14 protein-coding genes are annotated in these 17,419 nt (G+C 34.7%); all 14 read right to left on the reverse strand.

The features are described from left to right. Window positions 1-60: 60 nt before the first annotated feature. The 14 genes from carB to KA900_RS03490 all read right to left on the reverse strand — a co-directional run bounded on the left by carB (window position 61) and on the right by KA900_RS03490 (window position 17,414). Window positions 61-3,234: a carbamoyl-phosphate synthase large subunit gene (gene carB / locus KA900_RS03425; protein ID WP_210139304.1), complete on the reverse strand. Its 3,174-nt coding sequence runs from the start codon at window positions 3,232-3,234 to the stop codon at window positions 61-63. Then, a complete protein-coding gene (locus KA900_RS03430) occupies window positions 3,227-4,327 on the reverse strand; it encodes a carbamoyl phosphate synthase small subunit (RefSeq protein WP_115342221.1) in 1,101 nt (366 codons plus the stop codon). Before KA900_RS03430 ends, carB begins: the two co-directional genes overlap by 8 nt. Beyond that, window positions 4,327-5,601 carry a dihydroorotase gene (locus KA900_RS03435; protein ID WP_115342222.1) on the reverse strand — a complete coding sequence of 425 codons (1,275 nt, stop codon included), beginning with the start codon at window positions 5,599-5,601 and terminating at the stop codon, window positions 4,327-4,329. The genes KA900_RS03430 and KA900_RS03435 overlap by 1 nt, the downstream gene beginning before the upstream one ends. After that, window positions 5,585-6,499: an aspartate carbamoyltransferase catalytic subunit gene (locus KA900_RS03440; RefSeq protein WP_096810324.1), complete on the reverse strand. Its 915-nt coding sequence runs from the start codon at window positions 6,497-6,499 to the stop codon at window positions 5,585-5,587. Before KA900_RS03440 ends, KA900_RS03435 begins: the two co-directional genes overlap by 17 nt. A 31-nt stretch (window positions 6,500-6,530) precedes the next feature. Next, the gene (locus tag KA900_RS03445) at window positions 6,531-7,838 is read right to left on the reverse strand and encodes a uracil-xanthine permease family protein (RefSeq protein ID WP_115342223.1); all 1,308 of its coding nucleotides are present in this window, start codon (window positions 7,836-7,838) and stop codon (window positions 6,531-6,533) included. Between the two features lie 291 nt (window positions 7,839-8,129). Beyond that, window positions 8,130-8,657 carry a bifunctional pyr operon transcriptional regulator/uracil phosphoribosyltransferase PyrR gene (pyrR, locus tag KA900_RS03450; protein ID WP_107644081.1) on the reverse strand — a complete coding sequence of 176 codons (528 nt, stop codon included), beginning with the start codon at window positions 8,655-8,657 and terminating at the stop codon, window positions 8,130-8,132. 530 nt (window positions 8,658-9,187) lie between these two features. Then, window positions 9,188-10,105, reverse strand: a complete 918-nt coding sequence (locus KA900_RS03455; RefSeq protein ID WP_115342224.1) for an RluA family pseudouridine synthase — start codon at window positions 10,103-10,105, stop codon at window positions 9,188-9,190. Window positions 10,106-10,117: 12 nt separating this feature from the next. After that, window positions 10,118-10,594 (reverse strand): signal peptidase II, encoded by a 477-nt coding sequence (gene lspA / locus KA900_RS03460; RefSeq protein ID WP_096810328.1) that lies wholly within the window; start codon window positions 10,592-10,594, stop codon window positions 10,118-10,120. A 137-nt stretch (window positions 10,595-10,731) separates the two neighbouring features. Continuing rightward, a complete protein-coding gene (locus KA900_RS03465) occupies window positions 10,732-11,526 on the reverse strand; it encodes a VOC family protein (protein ID WP_096810329.1) in 795 nt (264 codons plus the stop codon). Between the two features lie 334 nt (window positions 11,527-11,860). Next, window positions 11,861-14,611, reverse strand: coding sequence for an isoleucine--tRNA ligase (gene ileS / locus KA900_RS03470; protein ID WP_096810330.1), 2,751 nt, complete (start codon window positions 14,609-14,611; stop codon window positions 11,861-11,863). Between the two features lie 241 nt (window positions 14,612-14,852). After that, window positions 14,853-15,482 carry a DivIVA domain-containing protein gene (locus tag KA900_RS03475; protein ID WP_119487923.1) on the reverse strand — a complete coding sequence of 210 codons (630 nt, stop codon included), beginning with the start codon at window positions 15,480-15,482 and terminating at the stop codon, window positions 14,853-14,855. A 143-nt stretch (window positions 15,483-15,625) separates the two neighbouring features. Then, window positions 15,626-16,399, reverse strand: a complete 774-nt coding sequence (locus KA900_RS03480; protein ID WP_115342225.1) for a YlmH family RNA-binding protein — start codon at window positions 16,397-16,399, stop codon at window positions 15,626-15,628. Between the two features lie 118 nt (window positions 16,400-16,517). After that, on the reverse strand, window positions 16,518-16,808 hold the full coding sequence (locus KA900_RS03485) for a YggT family protein (RefSeq protein ID WP_096810333.1): 291 nt from the start codon (window positions 16,806-16,808) through the stop codon (window positions 16,518-16,520). A gap of 12 nt (window positions 16,809-16,820) precedes the next feature. Further along, window positions 16,821-17,414, reverse strand: a complete 594-nt coding sequence (locus KA900_RS03490; RefSeq protein ID WP_119487924.1) for a cell division protein SepF — start codon at window positions 17,412-17,414, stop codon at window positions 16,821-16,823. Window positions 17,415-17,419: the final 5 nt, after the last annotated feature.

The raw sequence follows: 17,419 nt of genomic DNA on the forward strand, positions 1-17,419 counted from the left end.
AGCCGAGTTTAAGATATTAATAATATCAAAGCTCGAGTCCTTAGCTTATAAATGATTTATTTACATATTTTTCATTGTAAAAGTCATACTTTCTATTACACTGGTCAAAGCTTCTGCTGTGTCTAGTGATGTTAAACAAGGCACACCATTTTCTACTGAAGCACGTCTGATTTGGAAACCATCGCGCTCAACCGCTTTACCTTTTGTCATGGTATTAATCACAATTTGTACATTGTTATTTTGAATTTGAGTTAACAAATCATTCTCTCCACCGATTTTACCAACAGTTTCAGCGTTAATATGATAATCTTGTAATGTTTTAGCTGTACCTTCTGTGGCTAATACGTTGTAACCAACTTCTTTCAAACGAGCAGCAACATTTACAATTTCGTTTTTATCTTTATCACTGACAGTCATCAATACAGTACCACAATCTTTAACTTCCATACCGCTTGCTGTTAGCCCTTTATATAACGCTTTTTCCATAGTTTGGTCTTTGCCCATTACTTCTCCAGTTGACTTCATTTCAGGCCCTAATGTGATATCAACATTTTTCAATTTATTAAAGCTAAATACCGGCACTTTAACAAAGACACCTTCAGCATAGGGTTGGATACCTTCTTTATAACCAAGCGAAACTAAGTTTGTACCTATAATGGCTTTCATAGCCAACTGCGCCATTTGTATATTTGTAATTTTACTTAAAAATGGTACTGTACGACTCGCACGTGGATTAACTTCTAAGACATATACACCATCATGTGCAATAACAAATTGAATATTAATTAACCCAACAATATTTAATCCTTTAGCTAATCGAATCGTAAAGTCTTCCAATGTTGTGATTTCTGCTTGTGTCAACGATTGAGGTGGGTAAACTGCTATCGAATCACCTGAATGTACACCAGCTCGCTCTATATGTTCCATTATGCCAGGGATAATCACTGTCTCGCCATCTGATATAGCGTCTACTTCGATTTCTTTTCCTGTGAGGTACCGATCTACTAATACGGGATGATCTGGACTGGCTTTAACTGCTTGATTCATATAGTTTTCTAATTCTGTATCACTATTCACGATTTCCATCGCGCGCCCACCTAATACATAAGATGGTCTAACCACCACTGGATAACCAATGTGTCTCGCATTTTCCAGTGCTTCTCCAGGCGATGTTGTTGTCTTACCATTCGGTTGTGGTACACCAATTGTATGCAACAATGCTTCAAATTCTTTACGGTCTTCAGCTCTGTTTAAATCTTCTAATGATGTCCCAAGGATGTTAACTTGATGTTTTGCAAGTTTATCTGCTAAATTGATTGCTGTTTGACCGCCAAATTGAACGACTACCCCTTTAGGTTGTTCTAAATCAATAATATTCATTACGTCTTCTTCTGTTAAAGGTTCGAAGTACAATTTATCTGAAATGGAAAAATCTGTAGATACAGTTTCAGGGTTATTATTGACGATAATTGCTTCATAACCAGCTTGTTGAATCGCCCATACAGCATGTACCGTTGCATAATCAAATTCAACACCTTGGCCAATTCTGATTGGTCCTGAACCTAAAACTAATATTTTCTCTTTGTCAGTTATTATAGATTCATTTTCTGTTTCATACGTACCATAATAATAAGGTGTCGCTGACTCAAATTCTGCTGCGCACGTATCTACCATTTTATAGACAGGGGTTATGCTATATTGTTTTCTTAATTCATAAACTTCTGGTTCTGTCATATCAAAACGGTGTGCGATGACGCGATCACTAAATCCATAACGCTTAGCACATGCTAAGTAGTCAACATCGCCTTTATGCGCTTTTAAACCATGTTCGATTTGGATAATGTGTAAAAATTTATTTAAAAAGAAATAATCAATCTTAGTCAATTCATGTATCTCTTCTAATGTTGTGCCACGACGTATCGCTTCGCCTATAAAGAATAGCCGTTCATCATCTTGGTCTTTAATACGTGATTTGATATATTCTAAATCATAAGATGCGCCATTGGGCAAACCTAAGTGATGGACACCGTATTCTAGCGAACGAATCGCTTTTAATAATGATTCTTCATACGTTCTACCAATGGCCATCACTTCACCAGTTGCTTTCATTTGCGTCCCTAAAACACGCTCGCCCTTTTCAAATTTATCAAATGGAAAACGTGGAATTTTAGTAACAACATAATCTAACGCAGGTTCAAATGCTGCATATGATGTTTTGGTAATAGGGTTTAACATTTCATCTAATGATAAACCAACAGCAATTTTTGCAGCTAGCTTAGCAATGGGATAACCTGTCGCTTTAGAAGCTAAAGCTGATGAACGGGAAACACGCGGGTTCACTTCTATGATGTAATACTTCATCGAGTGTGGATCTAATGCCAGTTGTACATTACAACCACCTTCAATGCCTAAAGCACGTATTACTTTTAATGAGACATCTCGCAACATTTGGTATTCAACATCTGACAGCGTTTGGCTTGGTGCGACCACGATTGAATCACCAGTATGTATACCCACCGGATCGATATTTTCCATATTACATACAACCATTGCATTACCATTTTTGTCACGCATCACTTCATATTCAATTTCTTTGAAACCAGCAATTGATTTTTCAATTAAACATTGTGTCGCAGGGCTATAATGTAAGCCATTTGAAACGACTTCTTTAAATTCTTCATCGTTATAACAAATACCTCCGCCTGTGCCCCCCATAGTAAACGCAGGTCTAACAATTAACGGGTAACCTACTGCTTCTTTAAATTGGAATGCTTGCGCTAATGTATTGACAATATCACTTTCTGGTACAGGCACATCCAAATCATTCATCAAGTTTCTAAATAATTCTCTATCTTCTGCTTGTTGAATGGACTCTAATTTAGTACCTAATAATTGAACATGGTTGTCTTCTAAAACACCACTCTCATGTAATTCTATAGCCATATTGAGCCCAGTTTGTCCCCCTAGTGTAGGTAGTAACGCGTCTGGCTGTTCTTTACGAATAATACGTGTGATAAAATCATGCGTTAATGGCTCAATATAAACTTTGTCCGCAATTTCATTGTCTGTCATAATTGTAGCTGGATTTGAGTTCACTAAGATAACACGATAACCTTCCTCGCGTAATGCTAAACAAGCTTGCGTACCTGCGTAGTCAAATTCTGCTGCTTGACCGATGATAATAGGCCCTGATCCAATAACTAAAATTGTCTTTATATCGTTACGTTTAGGCATTTGTCAAAAACTCCTTTGTTTTAAAATAATGCATCATTTCAATAAACTCATCAAACAAATAATTGGAATCGGTCGGTCCTGGCGCGGCTTCGGGATGGTATTGTACTGAAAATGCCGGCAACGATTTATGTTTCAAACCTTCAATAGTGCCATCATTAATTGCAATATGTGTTATCTCTAACTCTGTGTTTACCAATGAATCTTTATCGATTGCATAGCCATGATTTTGGCTCGTTAATGCCACTTTGCCACTCTTTAAATCTTTGACTGGGTGATTGGCCCCTCTATGTCCAAATTTCATTTTAAAAGCGCTCGCTCCCTGAGAAAGTGCAAATATTTGGTGACCTAAGCAGATGCCGAAGAAAGGCATTTTTCCTAAAATGCCTTTCAGCATTTCAATTGCCACCTCTATTTCTTCAGGGTTCCCTGGTCCGTTAGATAACATAATGCCATCCGGCGACATTCTAATGATTTCTTCGGCTGTTGTATTATAAGGTACAACTATCACATTGCAACCTCGTGAATTAAGCTCTCTAACAATGTTTTGTTTCTTTCCAAAATCTACAAGCACAACGCTCAAATCATAACCAGTTGATACATATGGCGTTTTAGTAGAGACTGCTTTCACTTCGTCTCTTGGTAATTCTATCACTTTCAAATCCTCTGTCAGCCTTTGTATATCTTCCTTATTATCAGTAAACGTTGCTTTTAAAACGCCATAGTTTCTAATTTTACGGGTAATACTACGCGTATCTACACCTGAAATTCCGGGTATTTCATATTCTATTAATACATCGTTTAATGTTTTTTGCTTACGAAAATGACTTGGATAATCACATGCTTCTTTAACGACTACACCGTTTAATGTTGGTATTAATGATTCAAAATCATCTCTATTAATACCATAATTTCCTATTAAAGGGTACGTGAATGTAATAATTTGTCCAGTATAGGAAGGATCTGAAATTGTTTCTTGATAGCCTGTCATAGCTGTATTAAACACAATCTCACCTTTTGTTAATTTATTTGACCCTAATGCGTAACCTTCATAATATGAACCGTCTTCTAGAACTAAATAGCGTTTTTGCAACATTACTTTTCCTCCTTAAATTTAACTTCCCCTTCTACTATTGTTAATATAGGAGTTCCATATACTTTCTCACCTATAAAAGGTGTGTTTTTGCCTTTAGAAGCGAAGTCTTCTGCTTTAATTTCTCTTTCTTCATCTAAATTAATGACAGTGAGGTCAGCTAAACCACCTTCTTCTAAATTGCCATATGGTAAACCAAACGTCTTGGATGGTTTAATTGTTAAATAGTCAACAAGTTGTTGTAATGACCAATCACCATTTTTCACAAAATGTGTATATAATAATGGAAATGCAGTTTCGCTACCTACGATACCAAATGGTGCTTTAGTCATTGGTTGTGCTTTTTCTGCTTCTGCATGTGGTGCGTGGTCTGTCGCAATACAATCTATTGTTCCATCTAATAATCCTTCAATTAACGCTGCTTTGTCTTCTTGGCTTCTTAATGGTGGATTCATTTTATAAATTGCATCGTCTCCTGGCACATCATCTTCTGTTAGTAATAAATGGTGTGGTGTAACTTCAGCAGTAACATGAATACCTGCTTTTTTAGCATCCCTAATCGTTCTGACACTTTCTTTAGTTGATACATGACACACATGGTAATGCGCGCCAGCTGCTTCTGCTAATAATACATCTCTCGCAATTTGTACTGCTTCACATATATTAGGAATACCAGGTATACCCAATGCTTTACTTCGCTCTCCTTCATGCATAGCGCCGCCATATATCAAGCTGTTATCTTCACAATGTGCAACGACCGCCTTATTCACTTTAGCTGCTTGTTGCATTGCTTCATACATCATATTAGCTTGTTGTACACCTACGCCATCATCTGTAAATGCGAACGTATTTTGATCTGCTAACGCTTTAAAATCAACATGTGATTCGCCAGCTTGTCTTACAGTAATAGCACTGTAAGGCAAGACTCTTACCTGTGCATTTTTTTCAATTAATTGATTTAAATGTTCTAAATTCTCTACAGAATCAGGTACAGGACGTGTGTTAGGCATTGGGCATATAGTAGTAAAACCCCCTCTTGCTGCTGCTTTAGTACCGGTAACAATGGTTTCTTTATGTTCTCCGCCTGGCTCTCTTAAATGAACGTGTACATCAACCAGGCCAGGGGATACAAATTGTCCATGTACATCAATGATTTCGATATTATTGTCTACCTCAATTTGTGGTGCAATTTTCTTGATGTATTTACCTTCAATTAATATAGAGGCTGATTTAAGTTCACCCTCTTGTAGTATTTTTGTATTAGTTAGCAATTTCATTTAATTTTGCCCCTTTCGCTTGTAAAATGTATTCAATAACAGCCATACGCGTGTACATACCGTTTTCCATTTGTTTAAATATACGTGACTTATCTGCTTCAACCAAGCAATCGTCAATTTCTACACCGCGATTGACAGGTGCAGGGTGCATGACGATGGCTGAGGATTTTAAGCGATTATAGCGTTGCTTAGTCAATCCGTAATTTTGATGGTAGTTTTGGTTTTCAAAATCAGCTACCTCACCATCATCATGTCTTTCATGTTGCACTCTTAACAACATGACAATGTCTATATCTTCAATTTTTTGATCAATATCTACATATGGTGCTTCTAAAGTTTCGTCTCTCCATGTTTCAGGGCTTGAGAACATTACATTTGCACCAAGCGCAGTCAAGCTTTGATAATTACTTCTTGCTACACGAGAATTTTTAATGTCTCCGCATATCAATACATTTAAACCTTTAAAAGTTTTATATTCTTCGTAAATTGTCATGAGATCTAATAAACTTTGTGTTGGGTGTTGGCCACTCCCATCACCTGCATTGATAATCGGCAAGTTCAGTGAATTTAATTCATTATAGTATGTGGTATTTGAATGTCTAATTACAAGAACATCTGCACCGACCTGTTCTAGCGTTTTACATGTATCATATAAACTTTCACCTTTTTGAACAGAAGAAGTGCTCGTTTCAAAATCAATTAACTTCAATCCTAATTTTTGTTCTGCTACTAAGAAACTACTTTTTGTTCGTGTTGAATTTTCGAAAAATAAATTTGCTACGAACTTATCTTCATATCTATGTGGCTTAAAGTTACCACTTTTAATACCGCTCGCGATTTCTATTAGTTCATAAATCTCATTTGTAGTTAGATGTTCCATTGATAGTAAATTATCCATTTTTCCAGCCTCCTAATAATGAAATACTTGTTTATTTAATCGTTGCAGATGCTTTGGGTAAAATTAAATTTAATATGATACCTGCTAATGCTGCTAAGGCCATACCTTCGATTTCTAAGTTGATACCTACGCCATTTAAGTTAAAGACCAAATTACCTATCCCGATAACCAATATGACTGATGCAATAACAAGGTTTCGGTTACTTGCAAAATCTACTTCACTTTCTACTAACATCCTCAAACCACTTGCTGCAATGATACCGAAAAGTAATATTGATACGCCTCCCATAACAGGTGTTGGTATAGACGAAACGAGCGCTGTAAATTTTCCAACAAAACCGAGGATAATTGCTATCACTGCAGCCCCTCCAATTACGTATATACTGTAAATCTTTGTGATTGCTAAAACACCAATATTTTCACCGTAAGTAGTACTCGGGGGGCCACCTATGATACTTGCAAATATCGTTGACACACCGTCACCAATAATCGATTTATCTAATCCAGGATCTTTAAAGAAATTTCGTCCTACTATTTTATTAATAACCATTTGATGTCCAATATGTTCACTTACAGTTACAAAAACAATCGGTATTAAGACAAGTATCAATCCAAGATGTATCGACGGTGTATAATCTTTAAATGGCAAATATACTTCTGGAAATTGTAACCATTTCGCTTCAGCTACGGGCTTAAAATTAACAAGTCCCATAAATATCGATACCACATATCCCGTTATGATTCCTATCAATACCGGTATCAAAGACAAGAAACCTTTAAAGTAACCTTGGACAATAATAGTAACAAACAAAGTAATCATCGCTACCACTAAATAACTTAAGTTATAACCTTTCATCTCTCCAGAGTTTTCAAACATAGCCATATTAACTGCGGTTGGTGCAAGACTCAAGCCAATGACCATAATTACTGGTCCTACTACAACTGGTGGCAACAAGTGCATAAGCCACCCCGTCCCACTTAATCTAATTGCTAACCCTATAAGCACATACATAACGCCGCTCATAAATAATGCCATTAACATGTCTCCAAGGCTATGCGAATTCAAACCAGTAATAATCGGTGTGATAAACGCAAAGCTTGATCCTAAATAGGCTGGTATTTTCGCTTTTGTAATCAAAATATATAGTAAGGTTCCTATACCAGATGCTAATAATGCAGAAGATATAGGTAATCCTGTTAAAAACGGTACTAATACTGTTGAACCGAACATTGCAAATAAGTGCTGTGTACTTAAAAATGCCCATTGTCCTAATTTAGGTCGTTCTCGTACATCTAGTACTGGTTTGGCTGTTCGTTCGAACATTGTTTCGTTCTCCATGTTTTTACGCTTCCTCTCATAAAAAAATCTCTTTACATTATATTCATGTAAAGAGACTAAAAAGTATCTACCCTCTGCCTTGAACTAAAGTACCTCACACTTCAAACTACTTAAGTAGTTTGTCATATGCGTATACTTAAACATCCAATCAAATGGTATGAAGAGAATGTTATAGCGTGTGCTTTATCGCTATAGTATCTCATGTGGTTAATTATTTTATTTCACTATCATAGATTACCACAGGATTCCCTCCCTTTTTCAGTCTCTCGTACTGAATTAAAAGGTTTTAAATTATTCAATTACTACTGCATTTCGGCTATCAATTTCACTAAGAAAAACCGAAACAGCTTCTTCTCTAGCAGTAGGGATATTTTTCCCAACAAAATCTGCGCGTATAGGCAATTCTCTATGCCCTCGATCAATAAGCGTGGCAAGCCCAATCTTTTTAGGTCTCGCGTACTGCAATATTGCATCTAATGAGGCTCTTACTGTACGTCCTGTGTATAAAACATCATCAACAATGATCACGACTTGATTTGTAAGGCTGACGTCGATTTCGTATGTTTTTTCGTTTGCCTGTTCTGTCGTTTGCTCAAGATCATCTCTAAATTGAGTGACGTCAATCGTACCAGTTGGCACGGTTATCTCCTCAATTTGTTCAATTTTTTGCTGTATACGATGTGCTAGAAACGCACCTCTTGTTTTAATACCTAGTAAAATCAAATGATCAGTACCTTTATTATATTCTAAAATTTCATGAGCGATACGTGTAATTGTTCTTTGAATGGCTGATTCATCCATGATAACGCGTTCTGACATTTTTAGGCACCTACCTTAATCTTAATAATATAAAAAACCTCATATCTTTAGAAGACATGAGGTTAACTAATAAAATATTACAAACAAAGTATCAAGAGACGTATCTGTGCGTTTAGATGATTTCTCCTGCATAACATGGTGTCAATCTACTGTTATGCTTTTATCGTGTTATTTCGTAGACTACGAGAATTTTTAGCAATTAACTTACTAAAATTTTTGTTTGTATATTCTATTTTCATTACATGCCTTCGAAGCCTCTCTGGACTTTCATTTAAAGACGTTCGTTCTTTATTAAACTGTCACTATATTATCACGAATCACCTATCGTTGCAAGCACTATTCGAAGATGCACCTTCTTTTTGTTAATTTAAATATTTAATTATATTAAAAAAACTTTAAGCGGGCCATATATGGACTGCTTTGCCGTTAACCAAATAGCATAACTATAGTAAAAACCCCTCACTATTCGTTTAGTAAGGGGTCGATTCATCATTTTTCAAATCCGAGAGGACAGAAATCTTATTTTTAATTTAATTATCTGATTTTCGTATATCATTTAATAACTGTTCAAAATCATCTGGTAATGGCGCACTTTTTTCTATATATGCCTGTGTCACAGGATGCTCAAAACCAATTACTGCAGCATGCAATGCTTGACCACCAATGTCTAGTGTTTTCTTCTGACCGTATTTTGGATCGCCGACTAAAGGGTAGCCAATATATTTCATATGCACACGAATTTGGTGTGTACGACCAGTTTCTAATTGACATTCGATTAAAGTGTAATTGTTAAAATGTTCGAGAACATTAAAATGCGTAATTGCGTCTTTGCCATCGTCCACGACTGCCATAGATTGACGATCGTTTTTATTTCTACCAATCGGTGCGTCCACAGTACCATAATCGTGTGGAATATTACCGTGAACTAATGCAATGTATTTACGCGTCACTGATTTATCTACCAATTGCTCTACTAATCCGCGATGTGCCACATCATTTTTAGCTACCATTAATAAGCCAGATGTATCTTTATCAATACGATGCACGATACCTGGGCGTATCTCCCCATTAATATCTGATAAATTTTGCATTTGATACATTAAACCGTTGACTAATGTATTCGTATAATGCCCTGCTGAAGGGTGAACAACCATACCTTTAGGTTTATAAACAACCGCTACATCATTGTCTTCATAATATATGTCAAGATTTAAATTTTCTGGTTTAATATCTGCTTCGACTACTTCTTTTTCAGTGACTACAATGCGGTCATTTAATTTTGTTTTATAATTAGATTTAATTACTTTATCATTAACTTTAACAAGCCCCTCTTTAATCCAATCTTGCATTTGGGTCCGTGACCATTCATTGTTAAATTCGGGCAACACTTTATCAATACGTTGTCCTGCGTTAACAGCGTTTTCTATTTTAAACTCATGCATCTCCATACATTACCTCTCCTATTCTTCTGTTTTCATATCTTTCAATAAAGCGATTATAATCAATAATACGCCTATAGTTAAACTGGAATCAGCTACGTTAAATATTGGAAAATTATAACTAAATATATAAGTATCTACGAAGTCTACAACTTCACCATTTAATACACGATCAATAAAGTTGCCTAGAGCGCCAGCAAACAATAAGCTTATAGCAACTTGCATTAATAAATTATGTTTCGCTTCTTTTATATAAAAAACAATAAGCACGATGAGTATGACTACAGTTATAATATAGAAAAATGCCATTTTACCACTTAAAATGCCCCACGCTGCGCCACTATTTCTATGTGAGGTGATGTTCAAAAAATTAGGAATAAGTTCAAATGAATCACCAATTTGCATTGTTTTAGTAATGATGTATTTTGTGATTTGGTCTAATATTAATATAACGATTGTTATAAATAAAGAAATACCAATATAGTACTGACGTTTCATGTCTGTACCTCCTATTTATTCTACGTGCGATCGCTTTTGATAACAACTCTCATTATATCCTAATCAAACCTATAAAAAAAGTTACAGTTTCAATAATGTTCTAACTTTTTAAAATCGTTCTTGTGCTATTTTTCATTTTAAAGCACAGAATAATAATTAAATCTAAATTGAATACCATCAGGTCCAGTTAATAATGTATGTGTCGTTTCTGGAAAATGAAAATCTACGCAAGCTAAGCCATATGTTCTGTTATTTTCTATTCTTTTTATGCTTGATAACCAATTATTAACTACAAGATGCTGATGATATCCATTTGAAGCTAAATAAACAGCACTATTCGTTTCTTCAGATGATGGTTCTAAACCAAAATAGTTTTTATAATATTGTTTGACTCTGTTGAGTCGAACCGTTTTTAAATTAATATAACCTATGATGCTTTTATCAGGAATACCTTGCCATTTATCATCTGATACATGTGTTAATAATTTAGGTACATTTAATGGCTTGGTTTCTAAAATTGCCTTTTCATTTTCAATAGACCAATCTTCAATCGGATTATCTACATAAAACTCCAAGCCATTCCCTTCAGTATCTTCCAAATATAATGAAGTTGAAATGTCGTGTTCTCCACCATTGATTGGTATTTTATATTCACTCAATTGTACAAGTAAGTCAGCTAAATCTGTTTTAGATGGTAATTTAATGGCTAAATGAAATAAACCAGCTTCTGAAATTAATGGTTCTCTGCCCATATCAATCTGGTTTAATGTTACAAAATGATTGAGATTACCAATTTCATATTGCATGGTAGAATATGACTCATTGACTACATTCAGCCCAATGATATCACCATAAAATTTCTTCATTTCTTCTTTATCTCTTACATTTAATAAGATGCCATTTACAAAATGTGCACTTTCGTTATGGAACATATTTAACACCTTTCTAATTGCTTATTGTTTCTATTATATACGAATCACTAGATTAAAAATTTTAATTTGCTCACTTAAAATAAAATTTTTCAGTTTAGATAAATTTTTAGTTAAATGCTTATATAAGCGAAAAAGAGAGTCTGAAACATAAGAAATGTCTCAGACTCATCTTTGTTATTAGCAATAGTTGTTTGGTATGAAAATAAGCTTATATCAAGCTATATTTCTTTCAAGGCATCTATGCTAGGAACATATCGAAACCTTTTTAAACACTGCGTTTTCTATCCTATTCCTCATTTCACATATTATAAAATAAATGTTATTTGAATAACACTTAAACAAGTGTTTTAACTACTGCTTGGCAACGTGGACATAGATTATCTAACTCGCCTACAGCGCCTAATGCTTCACTATAATTCCAACAACGTTCACATTTTTCACCATGTGCATGTTCAATACGGATATCTCCATATGGATATGATTCGCCATTTTCAACTTTATCTACTACTTCTGCTTGAGAAGTAATAAACAATTGCTGTAAGTCAGAAAATTGTTGTAAGAATGATGTAGCATCAAATTGATCGTTATTGCCGATAATGACTTTTGCTTCTAATGATTTTCCAATGACTTTCTCATTACGCGCAACTTCTAAAGCACGATTCACATCATCACGTAATTTCATAAATGTATTCCATTTTTCCATAAATTCGGTGTCTACTTCTACGCGTTCTGGCATACGGCTTAAATGAACACTTTCTTCCTCAACGTGTGGAATATGAGACCATACTTCTTCAGATGTATGCGCTAAAATAGGCGCTAATAATTTCGTCATATCTACTACGATTTGGTATAACACCGTTTGCATACTACGACGTTTATGTGCATTTTGCGCTTCGATATATAAAATATCTTTACCATAATCTAAATAGAAATTACTTAGTTCAACATTGATAAAGTTTTGTAATTCTTGATAAATATCTAAATAATCATAGTTATCATAGTTGTCTAATGTATGAGCAGTAAATTCGCGTAATCTATTTAATAAATATTTATCTACTTCTAATAAATCTGCTTCAGCTATTGCATCCGTTACTGGATTATAATCATTTAAGTTACCTAACATAAATCGTAATGTATTTCTAACTTTACGATATACGTCAGACGTTTGTTTTAAGATTTCATCCGAAATACGAACATCTGATAAATAATCAACACTACTTACCCAAAGACGTGCGATATCTGCACCTTTTTGTTTCACAATTTGGTCAGGCACAATAACATTACCTAATGACTTACTCATTTTTTTACCTTCCCCATCCATAACAAATCCGTGAGAAAGTAACATTTTGTATGGTGAAATGCCTCTTGTTGCAACAGAAGTTGTAATTGAAGAGTTAAACCAACCGCGATATTGGTCACTACCTTCGAGATATAAATCTGCAGGATAAGATAGTTCAGGACGTTCTTCTAATACACCGCGATGTGACGAACCTGAGTCAAACCAAACATCCATGATATCTGTCTCTTTCGTAAATTCACCATTAGGGCTACTTGGATGTGTAAATCCTTCAGGTAATAAATCTTTTGCATCGCGTTCAAACCAGACGTTTGAACCATGTTCTTGGAATAAATCTGCAACATGATTAACTGTTTCTTTAGTCATAATGATGTCGCCATTTTCTGCGTAAAATACCGGTAATGGCACGCCCCAAACACGTTGACGTGAAATGACCCATTCACCACGATCTCTTACCATGTTGTAAATACGCGTTCTGCCCCAATCAACTTTAAAGTGCGTATTTTCGATTGCATCTAAGATATCTTGACGTACTTTATCAATAGACGCAAACCATTGTGGCGTTGCACGGAAGATTACAGGTTTTTTAGTACGCCAATCATGAGGATAACTATGTGTCATAAATTCTAATTTTAATAATGAACCGTTCTCTTTTAAGAGATCCGTAATTTCTTTATTCGCTTTATCATAGAACATACCTTCAAATTGTCCGGCTTCTTCAGTAAATACGCCTTTGTCATCCACAGGACTAATAACTGGTAGATTATATTTTTGTCCAACAACAAAGTCATCTTCCCCGTGGCCAGGCGCTGTATGAACACATCCTGTACCAGCATCTGTTGTAACGTGTTGTCCGTTTATCACTAGTGAAACTCGATCAACAAATGGATGTTGCGTTTCAACGTATTCTAGTTCTTTCCCTGTGAATTCTCTTTCTAATACAATGGCATCTTCATCCCACTCTAACGCTTCAGCAACACTAGCTACTAAATCTCTGCCGATAATGTATTTTTCACCATTTACGTTATATTGACCATAAGCTAAATCTGGATGCACTGTGATTGCTACATTGGATGGTAATGTCCATGGTGTTGTAGTCCAGATTACAAATTTTGCATCTTCATCTACAATACCTTTGCCATCTTTAACATCAAATGCCACGTAGATAGAGGGTGAACGCTTATCTTGATATTCAATTTCTGCTTCTGCTAGTGAAGATTCACTGGATGGTGACCAATAAACTGGCTTTTTACCTTTATAAATAAGACCTTTGTCCGCCATTTCACCAAATAAACGAATTTGAGCAGCCTCATATTCAGGTTTTAATGTGATATATGGATTCACAAAATCACCTTTAACGCCAAGTCGTTTAAAATCTTTTTTCTGATTTTCAATTTGTTCTAATGCGAACGCTTCACATTTTCTTCTGAATTCAGCAATTGACAACTCTTTACGTTTAACACCCTTTTTAGTAAGTGCTTGCTCAATTGGTAGACCATGTGTATCCCAACCTGGAACGTAAGGTGTATAGAATCCTTGCATTGTTTTATAACGCGTAATAAAATCTTTTAGTATTTTATTTAGCGCATGCCCCATGTGTAAACTTCCATTCGCGTATGGTGGACCATCATGTAAAATATAATGTGCGTTACCTTTATTTTGTTCTAGTGCTTTTTGATAAATATTTTGAGCATCCCATTCTTCTTGGATTTTTGGTTCTTTATTTGGTAAACCTCCACGCATTGGAAACTCCGTTTTTGGCATTAATAACGTATCTTTATAATCCATTTCCTACACTCCTTATGACAATATTCTGGCTAAATTTATTTTTAACAATAAAAAGAACTCTAAGTTCAATTAACAGGGACGATATTCACCGCGTTACCACCCTGATTAACTCAACTTAGAGTTCTCTCATTGCTTATATTTGGTTAAAACACCAGTGATGTAAGAAACAAACATATATTAGGCTCACACTATCCCTAACTCGCTTTGATATATTGACTGTTTCTTACGCGTCTGCTGTTCATTATTTATTCTCTTTATCATTTGATGTTCCATCAGCTGTTGCTTGCGCATCTGCCTCTGCTGTACTATCGGCTTCTGCTCTTGCTTTCATAGCTTTTTCTTCATCAGTTAATTCATTTTCGTTTAAATGGTTAATATTTTCTTGAGTTACTTGTTCAGAATCAAGATCATAATTTAATAAATAATCCCAATCGTCATTTTTGAGTAAATCTAATTGTGCTTCTACTAACATGCGAAAACGGGATCTGAATATTTTTGATTGACGTTTCATATCCTCTGTTTGGAAAGAAAGACGACGTGCCTTTTCAACTGCATCATTGACAATGCGATCAGCTTCACTCTTAGCTTTAGCAATTGTTGCGTCAGCTTCTTTGTTTGCTGCTTCTTTTGTTTCTTCTCCAGCTTGTTTTGCTTGAATTAAAGCATCACTCACAGATTGATGTACATCTTTATAAGATTGAATATTCGTTTCTTTATCTTCGATTACTTTTTCTAATTGTGCTTTATCTTCTTTTAAACGTTCAATTTCATTGCTAAGTTGTTCTAAATAACTTTCAACTTCAGTTGGTTCCAAACCCGTTTTCACACGTGTAAATGTTTTGTTTTTTATTTCACTTGGTGTAAAAGCCATGCGTCCGTGTCCTCCTTCTATAATACACTATTTTAGTATTTCATTAAATATAATAAACAAAATTTCAATTTTTATACATTCGGTTTCATATTTTTCATTTGTTATTCATTAGATAATTTCATTTTACGTTCTATAAGTATAACTTATTTAAATAAAGTTTTGTAGGAAATACGAATTTTATCTTTTTTTGTTTTTCCACCAATATCGGTAATCATTGCTCGCCCATACCCTTGAACAGATAATAAATCGCCTTGATCTAATTGAAAATCAACTGAATCAATAATGGTATGATTGACTTTGACACGCTTTTTCTCTATTAACTGTTTACCAATAGAACGAGATTTACGAATAATTTCTTTTAATACAACATCTAATCGCAAACCGCTCACAGTCGTATCAAATGAGCGCCAATGCTCTTTTGATTGTATCATATTTTTTACAGGTATAGCATTTAGTTTGACTGTAGCGCCTTTGATTTTATTTAATTCTAACATAATATAAGATTCCAACTGTTTTGTCAAAGTAAATTGTATACGATCGTCTATCAAAATATCACCTAGTTGGTCTCTTTCAATACCTAACGACATAATAGTACCTAATATATGTTGATGCTGTAGCGTAACAAATTTTTGAGGATAATCGATTTCAAATAAACTAATCTCAAAATCTTCAGCTTCTGGTCGGAAATATTCTGGTGCGATAATAGCTCTTTGCCTCTCTGCAAAAGGCCCACCGTAAAAAGTAACTTCTAAATCTTGAAAACTGCCGACAATCACATTGAGAATATATTGTCCGCGTGGATCTAAAAAAGATGTTAAAACAGGAGCATATTGTTCATTTGCTTGCTTAGACTTATCTATAAGTTGATCTATTAATTCATGTTCTTCTTTTCTAAAATGTTGATAAATATCGATGATACTTCACCCCAAATATAATATAAAGCACCTCGCGTTTTTAACGTTAGGTGCTTGGCATTCATTTTATACATTAGTTTTCATAAAACGCTTATGTTTCAATAGTCATTTATAGAAGAGATTACGCTAAAGAATTGATTATAAAGTTAAAAATATTTGCCAATCCCATTCTAAATAAAACTAAAACAACAATCGCCACAATGGATGAAATATCAATCATGCCAATTGGCGGGATAATCTTACGGAAAGGTTCTAAAAACGGTTCATATATTTTTGTTAAAAATTGACCGAATTTATTTTCACGTGCACCCGGTAGCCATGACATAAAGAAATATACAATCATTCCATAATAATAGATTTGAACCAAGAATAAAATAAATTGAAATATATTTGCTAATAAACTTAAATCCATTATTATTTACCTCTATTCGCCTTGGTATTCCATATTTTCAATCTGGTCTGTGATACTTCCTGCAACTTCAACATTATCTGGCGTACATAAGAATATATCAGAGCCAACACGTTGAATATCTCCACCAATTGCATAAACAGTACCACTTAGAAAATCAATAATTCTTTTTGCAGACACTTTATCAATACGTTGCAAGTTTACTAAAGTTGCTCTGCGATTTTTTAATTCATCTGCAATATCTTGTGTATCTGAAAAGACACGTGGTTCAAATAAACACATTTTAGAACTTTCTTGGGCAAAGTCATAATTGTTTTGATCTTGATTATTCATGTTCACCACGTTCCTAGTATTATTTTTAGGTGCACTGTTATTCATCTGATACTTCCTTTCACTCGTTGATTGTTGTAATCTTGTTGGTTGTTTTTTGGGCACGGACTGTAATCGTTGTCTTTCTGTATTATCAGTTTGTTGGTTATTATAATTTGTCTGAGACTGTGCTTGTTGTTTATTTTGTTGATGATTCTGTTCTTCTTCTGGTGGCGCTTTTAAATCGTCATCTTCTTCTTCAACTACGAAAAAACCACTAAATAAATCTTTTAAAGCCACGGGGC

The sequence above is a fragment of the Staphylococcus sp. GDY8P120P genome (assembly GCF_017892065.1).
Lineage (GTDB): Bacteria > Bacillota > Bacilli > Staphylococcales > Staphylococcaceae > Staphylococcus > Staphylococcus nepalensis.